15 protein-coding genes are annotated in these 21,518 nt (G+C 68.3%); 6 read left to right on the top strand and 9 right to left on the bottom strand.

From position 1 onward, the window contains the following. Positions 1-114 precede the first annotated feature (114 nt). The 7 genes from drmB to F7R91_RS33510 all read right to left on the bottom strand — a co-directional run bounded on the left by drmB (position 115) and on the right by F7R91_RS33510 (position 15,138). Positions 115-1,857 (bottom strand): DUF1998 domain-containing protein, encoded by a 1,743-nt coding sequence (gene drmB / locus F7R91_RS33540; protein WP_150955737.1) that lies wholly within the window; start codon positions 1,855-1,857, stop codon positions 115-117. Continuing rightward, a complete protein-coding gene (locus F7R91_RS33535) occupies positions 1,857-5,006 on the bottom strand; it encodes a helicase-related protein (RefSeq protein ID WP_150955734.1) in 3,150 nt (1,049 codons plus the stop codon). Before F7R91_RS33535 ends, drmB begins: the two co-directional genes overlap by 1 nt. After that, on the bottom strand, positions 5,003-6,868 hold the full coding sequence (locus tag F7R91_RS33530) for a UvrD-helicase domain-containing protein (RefSeq protein WP_191971743.1): 1,866 nt from the start codon (positions 6,866-6,868) through the stop codon (positions 5,003-5,005). Before F7R91_RS33530 ends, F7R91_RS33535 begins: the two co-directional genes overlap by 4 nt. Next, the gene (locus F7R91_RS33525) at positions 6,865-11,550 is read right to left on the bottom strand and encodes a DEAD/DEAH box helicase (RefSeq protein WP_150955727.1); all 4,686 of its coding nucleotides are present in this window, start codon (positions 11,548-11,550) and stop codon (positions 6,865-6,867) included. Before F7R91_RS33525 ends, F7R91_RS33530 begins: the two co-directional genes overlap by 4 nt. 167 nt (positions 11,551-11,717) lie before the next feature. Beyond that, on the bottom strand, positions 11,718-12,374 hold the full coding sequence (locus tag F7R91_RS33520) for a hypothetical protein (RefSeq protein ID WP_150955724.1): 657 nt from the start codon (positions 12,372-12,374) through the stop codon (positions 11,718-11,720). A 941-nt stretch (positions 12,375-13,315) separates the two neighbouring features. Beyond that, positions 13,316-13,843 carry a GNAT family N-acetyltransferase gene (locus F7R91_RS33515; protein ID WP_225320926.1) on the bottom strand — a complete coding sequence of 176 codons (528 nt, stop codon included), beginning with the start codon at positions 13,841-13,843 and terminating at the stop codon, positions 13,316-13,318. Beyond that, positions 13,840-15,138, bottom strand: a complete 1,299-nt coding sequence (locus F7R91_RS33510; protein WP_191971742.1) for an XRE family transcriptional regulator — start codon at positions 15,136-15,138, stop codon at positions 13,840-13,842. Before F7R91_RS33510 ends, F7R91_RS33515 begins: the two co-directional genes overlap by 4 nt. A gap of 199 nt (positions 15,139-15,337) precedes the next feature. Between F7R91_RS33510 and F7R91_RS33505 the strand changes: the two genes are divergently transcribed. The 6 genes from F7R91_RS33505 (at position 15,338) to F7R91_RS33485 (ending at position 19,236) form a co-directional block, all read left to right on the top strand. Continuing rightward, complete coding sequence (locus tag F7R91_RS33505; protein ID WP_150955718.1) at positions 15,338-15,802, top strand: ATP-binding protein; 465 nt, start codon at positions 15,338-15,340, stop codon at positions 15,800-15,802. Beyond that, positions 15,799-16,227, top strand: a complete 429-nt coding sequence (locus F7R91_RS33500) for a DUF6415 family natural product biosynthesis protein (RefSeq protein WP_225320925.1) — start codon at positions 15,799-15,801, stop codon at positions 16,225-16,227. Before F7R91_RS33505 ends, F7R91_RS33500 begins: the two co-directional genes overlap by 4 nt. A 47-nt stretch (positions 16,228-16,274) precedes the next feature. Further along, complete coding sequence (locus tag F7R91_RS33495) at positions 16,275-16,934, top strand: hypothetical protein (RefSeq protein WP_150955715.1); 660 nt, start codon at positions 16,275-16,277, stop codon at positions 16,932-16,934. Between the two features lie 177 nt (positions 16,935-17,111). After that, a complete protein-coding gene (locus F7R91_RS33490; RefSeq protein WP_150955712.1) occupies positions 17,112-18,221 on the top strand; it encodes a radical SAM protein in 1,110 nt (369 codons plus the stop codon). A gap of 5 nt (positions 18,222-18,226) precedes the next feature. Next, complete coding sequence (locus tag F7R91_RS42275) at positions 18,227-18,367, top strand: hypothetical protein (protein WP_191971741.1); 141 nt, start codon at positions 18,227-18,229, stop codon at positions 18,365-18,367. Between the two features lie 65 nt (positions 18,368-18,432). Next, positions 18,433-19,236 (top strand): protein kinase family protein, encoded by an 804-nt coding sequence (locus F7R91_RS33485; protein ID WP_225320924.1) that lies wholly within the window; start codon positions 18,433-18,435, stop codon positions 19,234-19,236. 193 nt (positions 19,237-19,429) lie between these two features. Here the strand turns inward: F7R91_RS33485 and F7R91_RS33480 are convergent, their stop codons facing one another. Both F7R91_RS33480 and F7R91_RS33475 read right to left on the bottom strand, forming a co-directional pair. Further along, positions 19,430-20,344 carry a replication-relaxation family protein gene (locus tag F7R91_RS33480; protein ID WP_150955709.1) on the bottom strand — a complete coding sequence of 305 codons (915 nt, stop codon included), beginning with the start codon at positions 20,342-20,344 and terminating at the stop codon, positions 19,430-19,432. Positions 20,345-20,738: 394 nt separating this feature from the next. Continuing rightward, positions 20,739-21,449 carry a hypothetical protein gene (locus F7R91_RS33475; RefSeq protein WP_150955706.1) on the bottom strand — a complete coding sequence of 237 codons (711 nt, stop codon included), beginning with the start codon at positions 21,447-21,449 and terminating at the stop codon, positions 20,739-20,741. Between the last annotated feature and the right edge of the window lie 69 nt (positions 21,450-21,518).

Raw genomic sequence — 21,518 nt, 5'->3', positions numbered from 1 at the left:
GGGAAGGCGGCGACGTCCCGACCTCGTCGAAAGCGCCCGGGCCGGCGCCGAGGGGATTGCCGGGTCCGCCCCCGCCACCGGAGTGCGGGGGCGCGGGCCGGACCCGGGCGAGCGTCAGACGATCGTGAAAAAGCCGAGGTCGGGTGCTTCCGGTGTGCCGATGAGAAGGCCCCGATCGAGCAGCGTGTTGTACTCCTCGCAGCTGGTTTCGGGCAGCAGTGCACACGCGTGGCAGGCGGCCAGGTTCAGGCTGTCCACGCCGCTGGCGGTCGCCTCGATGCACAGCGGGTCGGCCGAGCACCATGCGGCGTGTTCCAGGGCGCGTCGGATCGAGGAGAACAGCCGATCGGGCTCCGTCTGGGCGACGATGCCGCCGAGGCTCCCGGCGGAGTCGCTGGTCGCGGTGTAGATCAGCATGCCCGCCATCGTGTCGGACGCATACAGTCGCTCGCGCAGCGCCGCCGCCGGGTAGCCGCAGTCCAGGCTCCACTCGTTGATGATGGCGTGCGCGAGCGTGTGGAGCAGAAGCAACCGAGGGGTGATGGCGCGATCGGCTTCCCCTCCCTTGGAGGCGAAGAGGGTGCGGTAGGCGGCGTCGATGAGACCGGCTTGCTCCTGCACCGCCGTCCGCTGCTCCCACTCGACCAGGCGCTGTTGGTCGAGGGTGAGGAAGACGCCCTCGCCGATGACCTCGATGGCCGGCAGCCAGTGCGGACGGCTGTCGGCGTTGTACAGCGCGGCACCGCGCTTGGCCCGGTCGGCCGGCCCGAGTGCGGCCAGGCGGGAGAAGGACTGCAGGACGCGCACCTCGCGCAGGCGCTCCACGCGCATGACCTGCGCCACGGCCAGTTCGGGGGCGAGGGAGCCGTCCGGGCCCGGCACGCAGACGAAGGTCTGGGCGCGCCCCTGTTCGGGGGTTTTTCTGGTGAGGGCTTCGTACTCCTCGACCTTGCGATCGAGCGCGGAATCCTCCTCCAGACCCGCCTCGGTTTGTCGTCGCTTCTCGACCGCCCGCACCAGATCGTCGACGCTGTACCCGCTGCCGGCGGCCAGCCCCATGTCCTCGATCAGATCCTTGGGATTGCGCGTCCTGCCCAGGGCCTTCCAGTGACGGGCGATCAGTTTTTGCACGCCCTGCGACCACGGCGGGATGTCGATCGCCGACGCCACGTCGGAAAACCAGACGCCGGACGCACCACGCTGCATGGCACGCGGCGGCGCCTCGCAGTGTTCCTCGCGCACGTCCTTGCCCAGCCAGGGCATGCGACCGGTGCAGTCGGTGACGTCCTTGAGTGCCAAGCCGCCCAGGGCGCCCTCCATGGTCACCCTCTTGCCGCAGGTGCAGGAGACCTCGATGTCGCGCAGGGCGGCGCTGCGTCCCGAGGCCTCGATCCTCAGTTGCCCGCACCGTCCGGCCGGCGGGGATCCGGCGTGCACCCAGCGGTAGTAGGGGAATTCGTCGATGTGTCCCTTGTCGCAGACCATGACGAAGCGCGACGGGACCAGTTCGCGGTCGTCGTGTTCCTTGCACACGGGGGCGCCCGTTGGGGTGCCCCAGCGCCAGAATTCGGTGAGCACGCCGGACTCCGGGCAGGAATGCCACACGGGGAAGCGCACGACGGGGACGTCGCCGCGGAGCTTGCTCTCCGAGGCCGGGGGCAGTCGGAAACCGCTGACGTGCAGGTCGCGCTCGAGACGTGGTTCGTGGATGAACGCGTCCTCGCCCTCGACCGGGTCCGGCCAGTGGTCGATGCCCGCGACCATGAAGGACTGGCTGCCGACGGCGACCAGGGAGCCGACTCCGTACGTGGTGATCATTTGGGCGCGACGGACGCCGCCCAAGGCCTTGCCGGTCATCAGATGCCCCTGCCCAGGTAGAACTTGGTCTCCACGTCGACGTCCCGCAGGCTCCACAGCGTGGGCAGCGTATCCGCGATCTCGTCGTCGCTCTCGTCGTGGCGTCCGGCGTCGATGAGCAGCGCCCGCCCGGGATTGCGGACATCGGAATAGACCAGATCCGGCTCCGTCTCGGCTCGGGCGACCCAGCCCGCGATGATCTCGTCCACCTGCCGGCAAGCCGCTCGGTACTCGTTCTCGCCCGCCACGGACCTCACTCTCTCCAGTACCTTGTGGCACTGTTCCAACAGTTCCGGTTTGAAGGATTCGATGTGGGCCGCGGCGTCGTTGGCGCGGGCCGTGGGCACCAGGAGGCGGGCCAGCCCGACGACCACTGCGTGCAGGCCGCGATCCCGCGCCCGCACCGAGAACGGGGTGACGCTGGTGGCCTCCACCTGCCGGTACAGCGCAGAGTGGTAGGTGGTGAAGTTCTCGTAGTGGGAGCGGTCGCGCGAACGGGCCGCGTTGAAGAGGGTGACCACCAGGCCGGGCCATTTGCGGCCCACGCGGCTGGTGGCCTGGATGTACTCCGACGTCGACTGGGGCTGCCCCATGACGACCATGAGCCCGAGCCGGTCGACGTCGACGCCCACGGAGACCATATTGGTGGCGAGGATGACGTCGATCGCCTCGGGCAGCGACTTGGCCATGTCCTGGAGGTGACGGGGAATGGCGCTGGACGGCTCACGGCTGGTCAGCTCGATGTCCCAGGAGATCCTGCGCTGTTCGCCGCCGAGGGTTTTGGCGAGCAGATGGAGACGGTCCTCCACGTCGTCGTGCACCTGCAGCTTGGCACCGGCGAGCAGGCGCAGGCTGTTGAAGTAGCCGAGCAGGGTCCAGTAGGCGTCACGCACGTCGCTGGTGCCCTCGAGCGACTGCGCATGGTGCAGCAGGGCGGCGTAGGCGCGCACCAGGAGGCTGGTCTGGCTGGTGGCCGGGGCCATCAGTCCCACATACGTTCTGCTGGCCTTTTCCGCGGGCGGGGCCTCGATGGCGAAGTACGAATCCCGCGCATCCAGCCCGGGCGGGGGGAATTGCTTGACGGTGCGGTCGAACAGGGCTTGTCCCTGACTGCCGGCCCGGCGGATCGTCGCGGTCGATGCGACGATCTTCGGTCGTTCGGCGGCAAGATCCACCGCGCTCTCGTACAAACCCGCCAACGTCCCCAAGGGGCCCGAAATGAGGTGTAGTTCGTCCTGGATGACGAGTTCGGGAGCGGGTTCGCGGTGGCCCAGGTTGAACAGTTCGGCGACATTCGGGCGCCAGGGGATGCTCGCGAACTTGTCCGCGGTGGCAATGATCAGTGTGGGGCGCTCCGCGTAGATCGTCTCGTCCACCACGTGGACCGGCAGGCCGGCGCCGAACGCACAGCCCGAGGTGCCGCACGCGACGTTCAAGCGCCCCTTTTCGACCTTGTAGTTGCGATAGTCCAACGCCGAGCCGCACCACGGGCAGCTGCGCAGCTGCACGGGGTCCTTCTCGGTGACCTCGTCCTTCCTCGCCCATTTGCGCAGAGACTTCCGGGCGGCTTCCAAATCGTTCGGAGTGGATGCCTGGCCCACCCACATGCCGATGGAGATTTCCGTGCTGCCGCGGCGGGCCCGATCCCGCAGTCGCAGCTCCTCCATGCAGCAGATCAACAATGCGGCCCGCTCGAACTGCTGGGACGTCAAAAGGCGCAGCGTATAGCGCATCAGGACGGTGACACCGCCGCCGTCGTCGCTGCGGCTGCGCAGCCGCCGCAAGAAGACCGTGAAGGCGATCAGTCCCAGATACGCCTCGGTCTTGCCGCCGCCGGTGGGAAACCACAAAACGTCTGCGAGATCTCGTTCCGGGGAGGACTTGTCCGCGATCCCGGTCAGCCCGAGGAGGATGAAGGCGATCTGGAAGGGGCGCCAGATCCCGATCTGTTCGTCGGGTTCTTCCGGGCGTTCATCGGCCGGTTTCCTGAGCCACTCGGTACGGGCACGCTGCATCGCCATGGCCCGATTGGCGAGTTGGAACGCCTCCATCACCAAAGGATCGCCGAGCGTGTCGATGCCCCTGGCCATGCGGGCGCAGGCCTCCTCGCACAAGGACAGGTGCTCGTCGGCGGTGGCACGCAACTCCTTGGTGGCCAGGTGCGTCGCCTCCTTGCGCCGGTCGCCGACCCAGCCGCGGTAGCCGTCGACGAGCGCCCGCAGCGAGTCGATCACCTCGTGGGCGGGGGCGGAGGCCAGGTGGAGCATGCCGAGGTCGGTGGGATCGATGGCCTTGTTGGAGTCGGACAGCCACAACTCGTACGTCGGGGTGAAGGTCGTCTCGATGTGATGGGCTCTCACCTCGCCGTCCGGGCCCGGGCGACCCTGCCACTGGACGGCGCAACCGTGACCGGTGGCGAAGGAGGGCTTGTGGCGATACAGGAGTCGGTACGAGGCGAGCTCCTCGTCACCGTCCGCGATGCCGGGAGCCTGCCGCTCGACGAAAGGCGCCGTGCCCGCCGTCCCCCGGACGGCGAGGCGGGGCTGGAAGAAGGACGACTCGTCCCGTTTCCCGCCGCGAGAGCCGTGGGTGTTGATGAGGATGACGGTCACCGAGACGACGCCGCGGGCATTCCGGGAGCGGACCCGCACGAACAGTTCCAGCCCCTCGGACAGACGAATCCGTTCCTCCGGCGACGGCTCGGTGACGTCGATGTCCTGCGGCGGGATGGACAGGGGAACGCGCCGCCAGAGCTCCCGCGACCCACCCGTGGCACGGCGGCCGGGCGCATCCGAGGTGGATTCGGCCACGTAACGCGCGGCCGTCACCGTGAGGTGGATCGTCGAACTGGTCGCGGAGTCCACCGAGAACGTCATGCCCATGGACGAGGGGTAGCGGACGTTCGCCATGGCCACGGCCGGGTCCGGCACGGCGTCCAGCAGGGGACGCCCTCCCTCGATGTCGTCATCGAGTGCGGACGACTCCTCGATGGCCACCGCGTCCTGCGGGAACAGAATGCCGGCTGCGTATTTGGTGATCGGCCGGTCGTGGATCTGCTCGGTCGACAACGGATCGGCGGGCCCGACCAGGTCCACCTGCAACTGGTCGACCAGTTGGCCGCGGAAGGAGTAGTGCTGGTCGAACCTCATGCCGGTTGTCCCTTCTTGGGCCACACAAACCTGCCCATTCCCACAAGCCGAGGGCGAAGCCACACGCCGAACGGCCCCATGTCGTTGTTGATTGATGCCGCTTGGCTTCCGACGACCGTCTCGACGCAGTCGATGCGCAGGTCCTCGACACGGTCGGGCCTGGCATGTTGCCGGCCGATCTCCTTCTGCAGCGACCAGGCGAACGACTGGGATGTGACACCGATGGCGACGCCGTCGTGGTGGACCACGTAGCGCTGGTGTGCGCCGGCGTCCTGCTCGTCGCTGCGCACCAGGGTGACGGGAGCGGCCGTCAGCCTGGTCGAGGCGAGATGGTGCTGCACCGCGCGAGCGGGGGCGGTGAATCCGACGGTGCCCGCGGGATCCTCGGCGTGCACGTCGTCACCGCGGATCTCCATGCCGTAACGGCGCCCCTTGAACTGGTGTTGCGCACCCGGATGACGCTTGACCCACCGGTCGATCTCCGGGTTCTTGTACACACCCCTGGTCAGCTCCGAGGGGAGCTCCAGCCGCAACAGCAGGTCACGCGGGCGGGACATCGCCACATACAGCAGCCGCGTTTCCTCCGCCTCATCCGCAAGATCCCCGGAGGGGGGCCCGGGGTCGACGACGATGACGTTGTCGAATTCCAGGCCCTTGGCACGGTGGATCGTGGACACCACCAGCAAGGCCGGGGCCGGCGCAACCAGTTCGTCCGGGACACGACCCTGGGCAAGGCGGGCCGCCACCTCGCCGAGGTCCACGGAGAGTCGATTGCCGCGGTTGCCGTCCATCCGCTTGATCAATGTCCATGCCTGCTGCGCGGCGATCGGCGCCTGCTTGAGCGCGGCCTCCAGGTGGGCCAGGACCGCCTCTTTGGAGGGCCTGGTGGTGTCGAAGGCGGTGAACAAACCGGCCACCCAGGCAGGCACGACGCGGTCCAGCCCCGACCGTTGCAGACGGTGTGCGACGCCCCGCTCGTGCAGATGGGCGGACAGCCGCAGGGCTTGGCCGTTTGTTCGACACAGCACGGCGGTGGGCGCGGTGGCGAGGTCGGCGATGACGGGCCATGCGTCGTCCAGGGCCCCCAGGTGGCACTCCGGGGCGAGCAGACTGGTGCGAAGGTCTCGATGGACGGCGGCGAAGTCGGCGTCCGCACGGGACAGGGCCACACCCTGTGCATGCGCCACGCCGGCCCTGCTGTCGCGGACACGTCGATTGTGCGACAGGGTCGTATCCGTCAGATCCTCGGCGAACCGCTCACGCACCCACGCATACAGCGTGGCTGCGCCCTGACGGCGTTGGACCGGGTCCTCCAGCAGGAAGCCGTAGATTCCCTGTGCCGGATCGCCGAGCAGGGTGAAACCGCCGCCGGCGAGCTCCAGCAGCGCCTTGACGAATTCGGCACGGTGACCGACGAGGTCTTGAACTTCGTCGACGACCAGGTGTTGCAGGTCTTCGACGAAGCCCGCCGCGTTCTCGTCGGTGCGCAGCAGGTGCGTGGCCGCGGCGATGCGCCCGTCGTATCCGGCCGTCTGCCACGAGCCGTCCGGGTCCGCCTCGGAGAGAATTCGCGTGGCGTAGGAGTCGAAGGTTCGCACGTCCACGTGCTGTGCTGCGCTGCCGGCTCGGGACAGGCGCTCGCGAACCTCCCGCACTGCTGCGCGGGAGTAGCTGAGCACGAGGATGTCCGCGGCGCTGACGTCTTCCTCCTCGACCAGGAAGGCCAGACGGCGCACGAGGCAGAACGTCTTGCCCGTGCCGGCGCCGGCGGTCACCAGCATGCGGGCGTCGACGTCCTGCTCCACCACGTGCCGCTGCTCATCGCTCAGGACGGGGGAGGAGGGGGCGGTGGTGTCGGTCACGGGTTCTTCCACAGGTACTCGAATCGGCGGAAGGCCAGCTCCTCGCCGTACTGGTCGATGTTGTCGGCCACGTTGACGATGAGGCATTCGTCCTTGCCGCCGTTGGCCTCGCCGCGCAGGCCGCGCCCGATCATTTGCTGGTAGACGTTGGGGCTGTAGGTGGGGCGGGCGACGATGACGGCGCGGGTGGCCGGTGCGTCGAATCCCTGGGACAGCACCCCGTAGTTGGCCAGCACCCGGATCTTGCGCTTGCGGAACTGGTCGATCAGGTGACGTCGGACGCCGATATCGGTGTCGCCGGAGATCGCGGCGGCGCGTACGCCGGCCCGGGTGAGCAGGGCCGCCATCAGCCTGGCGTGGTTGACCGAGGCGGCGAACAACAACACCGGCCAGTCGGCGGGCAGCTCGGTGATGGTGTCCAGCAGGGTCTGGTTGCGCTGGTGGTCCAGTCCGATGCGCTCCTCGACGCTGCTGGGCAGTCGCCGCAGTTGTTCGAAGTTCTCCCGTTCCGCAGCGTCGAGTTCCATGCGCATGCCCTCGAGTTGGCGGTGCTTGACCCGCGCCAGGACCTTGAGGTTTTGCAGGGTGAGGTAGGGATCCTCGCCCAGGATCTCCGTCCCGTCCGCGTGATGGTCCAGCCGGTTGTGGCCATATCGGGACACCAGGCGGTCCGTCTCCTCCGTGCTGGTGCCGCGGAAGGGCGTGGCCGTGAGCCCGACGAACGGGCAGCGGGTGCGGTGCGGCGTCAGTCCCAAGGCCGCCAACACCTTCGTGTAGCGGGGACTGAGCGAGGTGTGTGCCTCGTCGACGACCACCGCTTGGGCCTCTCGCAGCCAGGCGTAGTCGTCGGTCTCGATCACCTTCTCCAGTTTGGCGTCGGTGGCGATCACGAGGTGGAACCCGTCCGTCACCGGGTGGGCTTCGTTGCGATTCCACAGCCGACTGATCGTCAGACGCTTGGCGGGGCCGGTCGCCTTCCACACGAAATGCCAGCTCTGAACGGCCTGTTCACACAGTTCTTCACTCTGGGCGATCCACAGCACCGGGCGGGATTCCCGGTCGGCGGGAAGGGCACGAAGGGTTCCCTTCAGTGCCTCCACGGCCACTCGGGTCTTGCCGGCACCGGTGGGAAGACTCAACATGCCGCGCTGCGCAGGGGAGCTGACAAGGACTTCGCGCATGCGGCCGACCATTTCCTCCTGATAGCGATGCAGAGGCGGGAAGTCGACCGGACCCTCCACCGTCAGGACGGGGTCCAACATCGGTGTGGCGAACCCTGCGAACTCGTGCGAGAAGCCGAGATCGGAGACGAACGTGCGGGCCTGATGGCCACCGGCCATCTGGGTGGGAAGGGCGAAGCCGGCCGCCTCGAGCTCCGCGCGGTATTCGCGCAGCGTCCCCGGGCCGTGCACCGAGATCGCCAACTCCGCGACCGCGCGGTCGTCGACCGTGCCCTCCGTCGTTTCCACATGCTCGACAAGCCCTTGCGGCAGACGCTCCCTCAGCGTCTCGGTGGGCAGCATGGTCCGAAGCCGGTCCGCGTCGTCCTTCTGCTGCCGGATGGCGACGACCTGCTTGCTCTTGCGGATCTCCTCGCGGTGCTTCAACACCTGCCGGCACCGTTCGTCGCTCAGCCCGAGCGACAGCAGTCGACTGAGCCGCTGCAGCAGGGCGAAGTCGTCGTCGATCTCCCGCCAGTAGATGCTCGCGTCGTCGCGGCCGATGTCCAAAGGCTGCACGTTCTGCCCGGCGGGGGTGGAGATCAGCTCGTCCAACTCGGTGCAGCGAACGAGTCGGATGCCCTGTACCGGCCGTCCCGGCAGAAAGCGCAGCTGGGGAAAGACGTCCTCCACCGGGGTGGGCGTGCCGGTGGGGGCGGCTCGCAGCTCGGTGACCAGCGCGTCGACGAAGGAGGTCATCTCCCACCCCGCCACGAGTCGGGCCGCGGCCTCCTCGCTGGGGGCGAGTACAGCAGGGACGTCGTGTGCGATCAACCGCTGGTACTGCTCACGGTCGGCGGCCGCGGCCACGGTGCCGGGGGGAAGAGAGGCCCATCCCTCACGCATGCGACATCTGACGGTCTGGGGTGCCGACAGGACGGGCTCCGCCAGCGCGTACAGCCCACCGACGCGCGCGTCGTCCTCGCTGTGCAACACGCCTTCCAGGATGGTCCACCACAGCCCGCCGCTGATCTTCTCCAGCTCGTCCGGAAGACGCAGTACGGCGGCGAGACCTGCGCCCGCCTCCGCCACCGGCAGCAGATCGCGATGCGGCGACAGGGCGGGCCCCACGCACTCGGTCACCGGGCGCAGGCCCTGAGAGGTGGGCAGCACACCGTGCCGCCGGGCCATCCACACCAGGGGGGACTGGATGGTGAGCGGACGGTCGCTGCCCCGCGTCCTGCCGCTCACGGTCCACGACGCTTCCAGCCCCACGGAGGGGATGGACAGCAAAAATCGTGCGCGAGCAGCGGGACTGAGCCGGGGCAGGAGCTCCAACGGGCCCGCGGGGCTGGGGCCGTGCACGATGATGCTCTGCTCACGCGGTTGGTGAGGGCCGGCCGACAGCTGCTTGTAGTAGGCCTTGATCGACGTCGCCCGATATTCGGCGTACCAGGATTCGCTGGTGGGATCCACCGAAACCCTCGGCCCCTCGGTCATCCCCAGGGCCTGCAGCAGGCCGACGTCGGCCTGGTGGAAGACAAGATCAACGGCTATGTCAGCGTCCTCCTCGCTGCCGGGCTGCACGACGCGGCCGGGCAGCAGACACGACCCCAACGGTAGAAAGCCACCGGAGCGGGCCTTCACCTTGAGGGTGCGAGAGTTCACGCCCTGCTCGGCAAGGAGCCGGACCGCCCGGTCGGCTCCGGGCGCCCGCGCCAGCAGCCAAAACCTCGCCCAGTCTTCGTCCTCGTAGCCGCCGAAGCCCTTTTTCGTCAGCGCGGCGAAACGCCCGAGAGCATCCGCCTCTCGAATGCCGAGCACCGTCAAAGCCCAGTCGGCGTCCTGGTCCGCCTCCAATGCGGCATCCACGAAACGCAGATCGTCCGAGCCGAGGTCCAACGGCGTGCGACGAAAGACGGTATCCGCGATCGGCGCCACGAACTCCCCGGATTCCGTCCGCAGGATGCGCGCCTGACGCGCGTCATCGGCGTGCGCGTCCTGACGCTGCACCATGTCGGCCACGATGGACAGGGCCACGGTCGAGGCCGCCGCCGTGCCGTCCCTCACCAGCGCCTCCAGCCAGGAACGGACGGTCGCCGGCCCCCGACCCACCCGTTCGAGGATCATCTCCGCTCTCGAACGCCGCGTGGTCTCCTCGACCGAGTGATGGCACCAGTCCACCGGGCGTCCCGGATACTCCGCCCATTGGCGCAGCCACTTCTTGTCCAGGCGTTCCGGGTGCAGTTTCAGCTCGGAGGGCTTGCGCAGCACACCACTTTGATCGGGCAACGACGGCCGAGTGGCCGCGACCTTGTAGACCAGGGTGGTCAGCATCTCGTCGGCCCAGTTGCGCGCTTCGCGGCCTCGAGCCGTGATCAGTGTGAGGTGCCGAGCAGGATCCTGAGGCGTCGACAACGCGGGAAGAGAGTCGACGACCAGGCCGGCCGCGACCTCCATGAGTTCCTCGTTGAAGGAGTTGTTCTTCAGCAGGTTCTGCCGGTCCTCATTGGTCTTCCACGGCGCATTGAGTACGCCGCGCAGCGTCGTCTCGTACGTCGTCGGAAAGAAGGCCCAGAATTCTCCCGTTCCCTGCTGCCCACTCGTGGGGACCGCCCAGGCGAGCGGGATGTGGGAACGATCGTGGTACTCGCCGGCGTCACGCCTCGCCCGCGTCGTGGGAATGTGGACGGCCTCGAACACCCTCCACTCCGAGGTCTGGGCCTGATTCCCTTCCTCGGTGAAGAGCGTGCGCGTCGCGCCCTGCTCCTTGATGTAGATCTCCCGCCGCACGACGTGGTGCGGATCGCGCCGGTCTTCGAGAATCAACTCGCCCACGTGCGGGGAGAAGATCGCAAACTTCGCGGGGAACTCGCGGATGTCCTTGCCCAACCGATCCACGTGCCCCGGCCTCAGCGGCAGCTTGATCACAGTCGTCGCCCAGGCCATCAGCTCCGCCAGGACCGGATCGGCCTGTTGCTCCGCGACGGCATCCAGCAGATGGGCAAGGCGCAGCACGGGTGTGGGGCCGCTGCCCGGCACCCCGCCGCGGATCGCGTCCCTGGCACGGTCCGCGTCCCAGCCGAAGGAGCCACTGCGACTGAAGAACTGCGGACGAGCCGAAACGCTCAGAACGGACTTGAACCCCAGACCGAACCGACCGATCTCCGTGCCACGCTTCCTCGACAGGTGTGAGGCCAGGATCGTCTCGACGCCTTCGGGGGTGACGGCGGTACCCAGATTGGCGCAGTACAGCGCACTGCGGTCCAGCACGACCTGGATGCCGCCCCCCGGGTCCTGCTGCAGCTCGTCCGCCCCGTTTTGCACGAGCTCGTAGAGTTGCCGACGCCCATACCCGCCCTGCGTCGTCGAGCGCTCGATGTTCGCGTGCTCTTCGATGAGGCTCGGATTTTCCGCATACGCCCGCAGGCAGCGAGCCGACTGCTCGAACACGACCTGTGACACGGGGCTGTCCGCCCCACGCCAGCCGTGTTCCCCCTCCGCCGAAGCATTCTCGGCCACCACGAACGCACCTCTCCCTCGTTCGGACGCCCAAATTCCCCACTCCGTGCACCATATGGGGTGCCACTGACATTCAGGGACGCACGGTCGCCCATATCAATCGAAGCGGAATGAACACCACAACCACGAAATAGAACACGTGACCCATTCAGGGTGTTGTCCGCCGCTCAGTCCTCAAGCCGCGCCAGGCGATAGAACCCCGGGGTGAGCTGGGGGTCGTCCTCGTGCGAACGAATGAGCCAGCCCTCGCCAATGAGCTCCTGAATGTCCTGCCGCCAGGTGGGTGTGCCCGCCACCTTCTCCAGTCGCTTCGGACTCACCGGCCAGGGACTCAGGTGCAACAGGTATTCCAAAACCCGCTCTTTGGAGGTCTTTCCACTGATGGCCGTGGCGAGACGGTCGTCATCGGCCGCCGTCGCGTCGAGACGATCGGCCACCAGGCGGTACTGGTCCTTCTGCATCTGCGCGGACCAGGTACCGCTTTCGACATCCCACCCGAAGGGAGTCCGCAACTCACGGATTCGGCGGGTCCACGCCTGAATGCCCGCCACGCCCTCGAGAGCCGCGGCAGGCACCGGCTCGCCCGCGTGCGCACGCAGATAGGCCAAAATCGCGGTCCGAGCCGATCCCAACAGCGCCTGCCGCATGCGCCCCGACGCCTCACGGGCCTGCGCCTGCAGGCTGCCGATCTTCGCCGATGCCTCGAGCCACTCCGCCGCGGTGAGGCTCTCGCGCGGAACATTGCGCACCACGTCCAAAGCCTGCTCCAGGGCCGTCTCGATCTCGCGCAGATCGGCCTCATGGGAGTGGTTGTACGGCGTCATCGGTTTCCGAACTCCTCGTCGTCGACAACGATATGGCGAACCATCGGACTGACTCGAACCATGGTGCGGCATGCGCAACGTAAGGTCGACAGGGCAATCGGCAGTGCGATCGCCAAGGTGATCCCCGCCGGAGCCTGCACGGCCTCGCCGCCCCCAACATCGAACGGAACACCACAGCGCCCTCGCGGACACCGGCCTCTCCATGGACCTCTGCACCGCGCCCCGTCGCCCGCAAACGCCAAGTGAGTCCGCCACGCCGTTGCAGTGGCTCGCGGAGTCGCAAGGGGCCTACCGCGAGCGCGGACTGCTGACCCATGGTCCCCCGGACATTGAGATGTAACCTGCAGGTGTGGGACTCATGGTGAATCTGTGTGGTTGCCGTCAATTGGGGACATTTATCCGATCGTGATGATCTTCGCGTGCGCGGGCTGAGTCTCCTGAGCGCAACTAGAGCGGATCCGCAACCGCCTCAATGTAGGGGGGCGGACTGCCTCTACGGCAGCCGTTGTAGATCATTCCGGACGGGGGGTGCCCTCTGTCCCGAGGGAAGTGGACGGCGTCACGGGGCGTCCGACCAGGCAGGCCGCACCGTCTGCTCTACTCGTGCCTCGCCAGAAAGTGCGCCGCAGCGCCGAAAACCTCAGACGCGAAACCCCCGCATCCGGAGAGGACGCTCATTCCCAAGGGTGATTGCCAGCCTCGTCAGTCTTGGTCTGCAGGTTCAAGGTCGCCCGCAAATGGATGAAGCGGCCCGGCTGGGCCGGGCCGCTCCCGTCATTGCTCCACTTCCCGCCAGCGTCAGAGCTTCAGCCAGACCAGCACCAGGACTACGACGGCCGTGGGATTGGACCTGTGCAGCAAGTGCTACACAAAGTGCAAGCATTACAGCTGGGATGCCGGCGGCCCGCCTCGGGGGAGCGGGCCGCCGTGGTGGTAGTGGATCAGGCGGGGCGGAGTTCTCGGAGCATCACGGCGAAGTTCGGTGAGTCCGGGAACGGCTGGCGGTTTCCGACCTTGCGGTAGTCCCACGTTTCGTACAGGCCTTGCACCTTGGGGTGGTCGGGGTCGACCAGGAGGACGGCAAGGGCCTCGGGTCGCCTCTCCAGCAGAGCCGTGTGCAGCCGCTCGGCCGTGCCGGTCTTACGCCACCTTGGGCGCACCATCAGCTCCGACAGAGAGAACGTCGAGTCATCGGCCGGCGGGGTGCTCACGTGCTCGCGCCACCACTCACGGCCCGGGGTGGCCGGGGCGCCGTAGGCGAAGCCGACTGGTTGCCCGTCCTCATAGCCGATCACGCATGCGAACCCGGGATGTCCGCCCCAATGGTCGACGAACCAGGGGAACCGCTGGTTGAACTCGTCATCCATCTCGTCCGCGTAGGCATCCGCGTGCACATCCAGCAGGGTCTGTCGGATCTGCTGTAGGTCGTCGTGCCCGTAATGGCGGAGTTCGACGGTTGCCGTGGTCAAGGGGTGCTCCATTCGGTCCGGTAGCGGTCGATCCACTCGTGCGCGATGTGCGCGGAGGGCGCCATGGTGATCAGGTCGCGTTGGAAGTCGCCGAGGGCCTGGCGCATCCGGCCGGGGATCGGGGCGCCGGCCATGATCTCGAACACGTCACCGCTGGTGGTGACTGCCTGCTCGAGGTCGCCCTGATGGAGCTGTGCAAGGGCGAGGCGGACGGTGGTGTTCGCGCGGTTGCGGCGGTACGCCTTGGGCAGGGCGGCGAGAGCCCTGTGGGAGGCGGCTTCAGACTCTGCCGGCTTGCCGACGACGTCCTGCACGATGGCGGTGATCGAGTGGAGCTCCGCGGGCCCGTAGAAGGCCATCCAGACGGGTAGCGGGGCGGTCATGTCGGCCTTCGTCATGGCGATCTCGGCGCGGCCTAGGGAGCGCAGAGCCGCGCGGTCGTCTTTGGAGTGAGCGAGACCGATTGCGGTCCGGGCGTGGGCGAGGGAGGCATGCATCGGACTGCGGCGGGCGACGGTCGTCGCCTGGGCGGCTTGGGCGGCGGCGACCGCTTCGGCGTAGTCACCGCGTTGCCGGGCGAGCATGGCCCGCAGATTCCACACCTGCATGATCATCTCGGAGTCCTGGGCCATACCTGCGAGCGTCAGCGCGCGGTCGAGGTGTCGGCCGGCGTTGTCCAGCAGCCCGGCGTCGATGATGCTCCAGGCGGCCGTTGCGGTGAAGTCGGAGGCGACGGCGAACAGACGTTGCCGGACGCGCTGCGTGGTGGACTGCTTCTGGAGGCCGAGCGCTTCGGAGGCTCCCGCGAGGGCGGCCCGCTCGAGGGCGGTGTGTCCGCCGCGCGTCGCGTCCAGCTCGACGAGGTTTTCGACGTGATCACGGAGCCGGATCACGTCGGAAGTGCCGACGCGAGAGGGGCGGGAGCCTTCGCTGGCCAGGGGTACGGCGACGGCGGCGGCGGTACCGGCGGCCGCCCCGACGAAACGGCGGCGGTGCACTGAGGTGTCCTCCGGTGGCGCTGGTGGGGACGCTGAGACGGTCTTCCTTTTCCCCCGAGGCACGAACCCTAGATCCGTGATGGTGCGGCCGGTGACGATCTCCAACGCGATGCGCTGCCGTGCCTGCGGCCATTGGTTCTCGCCGGACAACCAGCGGAAAACGGTCCGCTCCGACGCGGTGCCGGGCTTCCCTGTGAGGTCGTTGATGGCGTCATTCACTGCGTCTGCCAGCTCTGCGGCCGACATGGAGTGAGCCGACATCCAGGCGGCTAAGTCTTCGTTTCTGGTCTCCGCCATGAGCCCCACGGTAGAAGGTGTGACCCGCAACCGACAGTAAAGGGCGGGTCAATTCGTCAGTAGCGGCGTGAGCGGTACCGCCAACTCCGTCATGCACAACGCACGGTGACGGTGGGTTAGCTGTTGTGTACGGCCCCGCATCCCTCACTCATTCCGCGAGGGGCGGCGGGCACCGAGACGACGAAAAGGCTCCACCCCAATGACGAGTCTCAGTACGCGAGTTCAGGCCGACCCCGCCGACCACCCTGCCTACAGCCGGACGTGTCGGTGCGAGCCGTCCACGGCCGAGATTGGCCGCAAGCTCGTCCGTGACGCCCTCGGCGCATGGGACCTTGACGACCTCGCCGGCCTTGCCGAGTTGATCATCTCGGAGTTGGTCGCGAACGCCGTCAGGCACACCTCCTGCCAGTCGATCCGCCTGACTGTCGGGCGGCCGAGCACGACATGGGTACGTGTCGGGGTCCTGGACCAGGCGCCCTGGCGCCTGCCGGTTCTCAGCCCGGCCGATGATGACGACGAGGCGGGCCGCGGTCTGCTGCTCATCGACGCAGTCGCCTGCCGCTGGGGCTATGACCTGCATAGCTCGGGCAGGCGGCCGTGGGGTAAAGAGGTCTGGGCCGAGCTCCTCACCGATGCCGACGTCCCCATCGGGGAGCAGCGGTGACGGCCCCGGGCGCCCTCCCGCGCTGGGAGCACGCGGTGCGGCCAGCGGACGTGCCCTTTGACCTGGGCCGGCTCAGGTGGGCTCTCAAGAAGGTCCAACGGTGGGCGCCGTACGTGGACGGCCTCCTGCTCGATGACCTCGCGGTCGTCCTGGACGACTACACGCCGACTGAGGACGAGATGGAGGACATCGCGCTGCGGCTGCGCGGCCACCTGATCCGGCTTGTGAACCTCGCGCTCACCTCGCAGGTGGACCAGCAGGACCAGAAGGTCGCCGAGCTCGTCACGACCGGGCGCGCCATCCGCTGCGAGGCATTGCCCGGGGACCACTGGCACGCCGTCGGGCACGTCCGCCGGATGGCCTGGACCGTGGATCAGCTCCTGGAGCGCCTCGTGGCGAACCAGTGCCTCAAGGCGGCGGTATGACTCCGGTACGCACCGCCACGACAGCAGACAGGGAGAAGACACGCCCCGTGCGAACCCCGACCGAACCGGCCTTGATCCCCTACATCACGCAACGGGAAGGGGAGGAGCCGGCGCCGAACAACCTCGTCATCTACCGACAGGGCTCCGGCCTGCGGCTCTACTACCGGGATGAGGACCCCCGGGACAGGGACCTGAGGGGCACGCTGTGGGCGCGCTGCGGGTTCACCCCCGTGGACGAGCGCAAGCAACCGACCGGGGCTCCTCAGTGGAAGCTCATGCATCCGCACCGGCAGTTGGCGACGATGCAGATGATGCGCTGCCAGGTCTGCACCGAGCCCGCGCGGACCCTCCTCGGGTACATCTTCCTCGCCGGGCCCAACGACCAGAGTCCCAACGAGCAGAGCGTCCTCACGAACCAGCCGCCGGTGTGCCCCAGGCACGCCCGCGCCGCGGCCAAGCTCTGCCCACACCTCACGCAGAACCCGGTGGTGTTCCTGGCCCAGAGCGCTCCCCTGTACGGCGTCCACGGCACCCTCTACGGACTCAACAACAAGGGCGTCCACGTCGTCGCCCAGCCGGACAGCCCCCTGCCCTACGGGCACCCCAACCTCGACACGTTCCTCGCATCCCAACTCGTCCGCCGGCTTGCTGCGTTCCGAGTCGTCGACCTGGAGGAGTTGCTACGGGAGCTGAGGCTGGCCGCATAGACCCCTGCCCGGCAGCTCCCGGATGCCCTCCGGGCCCTGGCCCTCGGGCAGGTCACAAGCTCCGCCCGTACTGCAAACGGCATTCGGCGCGGGCGGAAAAAGGCGCCGGGGGCCACGCTCCCCTCGGGACCCCGGCGCCAGCCGACAGACCTCTGACCCACAGGAAAGGAAGACGACGTGCACCAGCTCGTTGCGACACCGTTCGGAGGGCGGCGCCTCATCCTGCGGCCAGGCAGCACCAAGGCCATCCAGCTCCCTCACGCCAAGTTCGATGAGCTGCCCACCCTGGCGGCGGCGCCCAGCACCGTGCCCCAGTGGCTCGTCGACGCCGCACGCACGCAGTGGCAGATGGACCTGACCGGTCGAAGCATTGACGACGTCCTCCTGATCCGGGAGGCGGGACCGTATGAGTTCAGCCGCGCAACCTGGGAAATCAACCTGGGCTGTGACCTCGACTGCGTGATGTGCTACCTCGGCGCGAAGAAGTTCGAGGGCCTGGACATGGCGGGCAAACGTCAGCTGCTGGCCGCCATGCGCGACGCCGGCGTGATCTGGCTCCAGATCACCGGCGGCGAACCGCTCATTGACCCGGACTTCCCCGAGTCCTACCAACTCGCCTACGAGATGGGCATGCAGCTCGAAGTCCTCTCGAACGGGTCCCGGCTCCGCAAGCCCCACATGCTGAACCTGCTGCGCACGTATCCGCCGACCAAGCTGACGCTGAGCGTGTACGGCGCAACGGCCGAGACGTACGACGCGGTGACCCGCCGCCGCGGCGGATTCGATCGCTTCCGCGAAGGCCTGCACATGGCCGTCGACGCCGGGCTGAACATCGACCTGAGCCTGATCATCGTGCAGGACAACGCGCACGAGGTGGACGCCATGAGGGAGTGGGCCCGGCAACTCGGCGTGCCCTTCCGGGAGTACGCGAACATCTCACCGACGATCCACGGCACCGCGGAGCCGCTGCCGTCGCAGTCACCCCAGTACCTCACCAACCGGGCGCCGTTCACCGGCTGCCCGGCCGGCGTGACGTTCTTCCACGCCGACCCCTTCGGACGGGCCTCGATCTGCAAGGTCGGCCGCGAACCGAACATCGACCTGATCGCCGACGGCGTGGAAGGTCTGGCCGGACTCGGTGCCATCGCCGAGTCCCTGATGCTTCGCACCGGAGGATGCAGCGGCTGCACGCTGTCCGACTCGTGTCGGGTGTGCAGGCCGGTGGCGAAGGTCTTCCAGGAGGCGAAGGCACCACTCATCAACTACTGCCAACACCAAGAGAGGTAGGCGACATGACTGCCGTCATGGTCGAACTCACGCGCAAGCCGCAGCCCGTAATCCAGGACCTGGAGGAGGTTCTCCTCATCACCGACGTCGAGGCGCTCACCGCCGGCACCGTACCCGGCTGCGGCGACGACAACCCGTACAACTAGAGCCCCCCGGCCGGGGCCGCGCGCGTGCTCGCGGCCCCGGCACCGCACCCCCTTAGGAGACCCCAGTGCCCACCCCGCGTCTGACCGAATTCCCAGACACCGTGCTGCGGCTGATCGAAAAGGCCAGCGGCCCCGTTGTCGACGTCGGGACCATCAACGCCGGCCTGAACAGTGCCATCGCCGCCCGCGTGCGCACGACCGACCGCACGCTCTTTGTCAAGGGCCTGCCGCTCGATCACCCCCGGGTGTGGACGCAAAAGCGGGAGGAGGACATCAACCGGTGTGTGCGGGGCATCGCCCCTGAGCTCCACTGGCACATCCAAGACGACGGATGGAGTCTCCTCGGCTTCGAGTACGCGAAAGGAGGGCACGCCGACTTCGCGCCCGGATCCCCCGACCTTCCCGCGGTTATGGCGACCATGGCGCGGCTGGCCGACGTACCGGCCCCGGACATCGAGCTGAAGAGCATGCCCCACCGGCTCAGGACGTACGTCGACGACCCCGCCGACCTTTCATGGTTCACCGGGAGCAGCCTGCTCCACACCGAGTGGAACCCACACAACGTTCTCATGACAGACCGCGGTGCCACGCTCGTCGACTGGGGATGGGCATCCACCGGCGCCGCGTGGATCGACCCCGCGCTGTGGCTGCTGTGGCTCATCGCCCAAGGCCACGCCCCCGGCCAGGCCGAGCGCGAGGCCGCCGCCCACCCGGCATGGGTACTGGCACCGCCCGCCGGCCTCGACGCCCTCGCCCGCGTCCAGAGCCGACTGTGGGACTCCATCGCGGACCAGAGCACAGATAACTGGGCCAAGCCCATGCAACGCGCGGCACAGGCCTGGGCCGAGCACCGGACCGCCGAGCGCTGACCACAGACACTGAGCACCGCCGAGTCTTCCGACAGACGCCCGGTCGTCTGGTGTCGGCTGGCGACGGCCACACCCCATAACCGTGCCGCAGACGTCGCCTCGTTCCTGGAGGGCGGCCAGGCCGATGCCCGTCCGCTCGGCGGCCGCTGCGCGGGACGGCGCGGCTTCGGGGTGGACATCTCATGCAGAAGGCTCACAAGTCTGTCCACGCGCGAGGCTTGCCGCCGGCCAGAGGCTGCCACACGTCCCGGGCAGGACCGTGCTGCTCAAGGTCTTCCAGTACGGCGGCTCCAAGTCGGACCTCGCGGGCGAGGGCTGAGACAAGCGGGTGCTGAGCAACCATCGCCTGCAGATCGCTCATTCGATTCTCCAGCCTGGCTCGGGAGGCACCGGTGAGCACGAAGAGCACACGGGGAAAGACCGGATACCAGCGCAGCCAGGCGGGACCTGCGGCGGCTTGCCTGCGCCGGCCGACGGGCTGGGCCTCGTACTGGAACAGGCGGGCGTACTCGATCAGTTTCACGGCCAGCCGTTCGCTGCTCATGGTGCTGCGGTCGACTTCCACGAACGCCCGCAGTTTTCGCCGGTGCTCGCTCTCGGCGACGGTGTAGTACATGACCGCGTCGGCGACGATCCGTTCACCCTCGCCGATCGAGTGGGACACCTCGGGGGTCCAGTCCCAGGGACCGTGCTCGTGCCCGAGCCGGCGGGCGTCTTCGGCGAAGGCAAGGTGGGCGCGTAGGACGGCCAGTGTGTGCGGGGTCTTCAGCGACGCGGCCGTGGTCGAGGTGATGGGGTAGGGCGGCCGCCCCCGCAGCACCGGCAGGTCCCGGGTCAACCGAGCGCCGTCCGGCGTGAGGTACCAGGCGTTGGTACGGGTTCGGTTCGCGTCCGGCAGCACCGTGCAGTCGACGAAGCCCTCAGTGCGCAGTCTGTTCAGCACGCGGGACATCAACTGCCGCGTGCCGTCCGGTCGCAGCATCCGGCGCAACTGGCTGGTGGTGGCGATGCGGTGCTGGGCGAGCCCGGCCAGCACCTGGTGGGCCAGGGGCTCGGCGGGGGTGGGGGCCGAACTCGTCGCCGGAGTGCTCCGTGGGGCGCTGCGCATGAGGTGTTTCCTTTCGCGGCCGTGGCGGTCTCCGACGGAAACCTTCGGTTGCTGCCGAGGAAACCCGCCGGCCCCGACCAGACCCCCGACCACGAAGGCCCGACCATGGTCACGGACTTGAAACAGCCTCGTGGTGTGTGCCGTGGCCGGCATCCATGGGCCCGACCACGGCCGCGCCGGCGCACGAGGACGGCCTTCTCGTGCAGGGGAGTGTGGAGGCCTGTGACCAAACGGGGCGATGGCCGGTCCGCAGCAGCCGGGGCTGCTGCGGGGCGTGGTGGCGAGCCACGCCATGCCGGCCATCGTGCGACACCCGGTCCGCAAGGGACCAACGACCCGTAACCGGATGCCGCGTATGTGGGGCGGTGGGCTGCTGTGCGCTCACCGCCGGTTTCTACTTTCCGGAACCGCGCTGTGCGGCCTGCTCGAGGATTCGCCGGCGCGTCCATCGTCGGCGCCCGCCGTTCTCCGTGAGCGCGTCGGGGGTTTCCAGCAAGGGCAGGTTGCCCTGGGACAGGCTGCTGGAGAAGGAGTTGACGCTCTTGAACTTCAGCAGCGCCGCGGCCTGCGTGGCTCCCAGGAGTTCGTCGGGGTCGCCGTCGACGGGGACGTCGGGCAGTGCGGGGGCGGTGCGCTGCGCGCCGGCGTGCTTGCCGCGGCCGGGCCGTGTGGCCATCCAGTCGAGCAGGGTCTGCACCCGCCATTGCTGCCGGCGGTAGGGGTTGTCGGCGGTGCCCAGTTCTTCGACGACGTCCGGGTCGGGGAAGTACCCGGGGTGGTCGCGGACGAAGGTGGTGACCTGGTTGGGGTTCTTGTAGCCCAGGAACCTCGAGGCCTCCGCCGCGTTCAGCAGGTCCTGCGGATCGCGGGCTGGCGGTGTGTGCTTGCGCAGGCGTGCCGGCTGGCGGTGGGCGAACCACTCGGTGACCTTCGCGTGGTCCCACAGGCGGGCGCGGCCGCGCATGTCGGCGACTTCGGGGAACGGCACGCCGGCCGCGTTTTCGGCACGCTCGGTGTAGAGGCCGCTGATCCGTGCGGGCGTCAGGCCCTGTTCAGCCGCGATCTCGGCAGCGTCGGCCAGGCGAGGCTCACGGCGCGAGGTCATGGCAGAACCGTCCGTCCTGTCGGAGGCGAGCCGGCTTGCCCGGCTCGAAACTCACATAATGGCAGGAGT

The organism is Streptomyces luteolifulvus (assembly GCF_008806595.1).
Classification (GTDB): domain Bacteria; phylum Actinomycetota; class Actinomycetes; order Streptomycetales; family Streptomycetaceae; genus Streptomyces; species Streptomyces luteolifulvus.
The sequence above is the reverse complement of the archived record's forward strand: the minus strand, read 5'-3'. Positions and strand labels throughout refer to the sequence as shown.

Bases quoted from the DNA above. Each gene is read 5' to 3' on its own strand.
- drmB (WP_150955737.1), bottom strand. From the start codon at position 1,857: ATGACCGGCAAGGCCTTGGGCGGCGTCCGTCGCGCCCAAATGATCACC.
- F7R91_RS33535 (WP_150955734.1), bottom strand. From the start codon at position 5,006: ATGAGGTTCGACCAGCACTACTCCTTCCGCGGCCAACTGGTCGACCAG.
- F7R91_RS33520 (WP_150955724.1), bottom strand. From the start codon at position 12,374: ATGACGCCGTACAACCACTCCCATGAGGCCGATCTGCGCGAGATCGAG.
- F7R91_RS33510 (WP_191971742.1), bottom strand. From the start codon at position 15,138: ATGGCGGAGACCAGAAACGAAGACTTAGCCGCCTGGATGTCGGCTCAC.
- F7R91_RS33505 (WP_150955718.1), top strand. From the start codon at position 15,338: ATGACGAGTCTCAGTACGCGAGTTCAGGCCGACCCCGCCGACCACCCT.
- F7R91_RS42275 (WP_191971741.1), top strand. From the start codon at position 18,227: ATGACTGCCGTCATGGTCGAACTCACGCGCAAGCCGCAGCCCGTAATC.
- F7R91_RS33480 (WP_150955709.1), bottom strand. From the start codon at position 20,344: ATGCGCAGCGCCCCACGGAGCACTCCGGCGACGAGTTCGGCCCCCACC.
- F7R91_RS33475 (WP_150955706.1), bottom strand. From the start codon at position 21,449: ATGACCTCGCGCCGTGAGCCTCGCCTGGCCGACGCTGCCGAGATCGCG.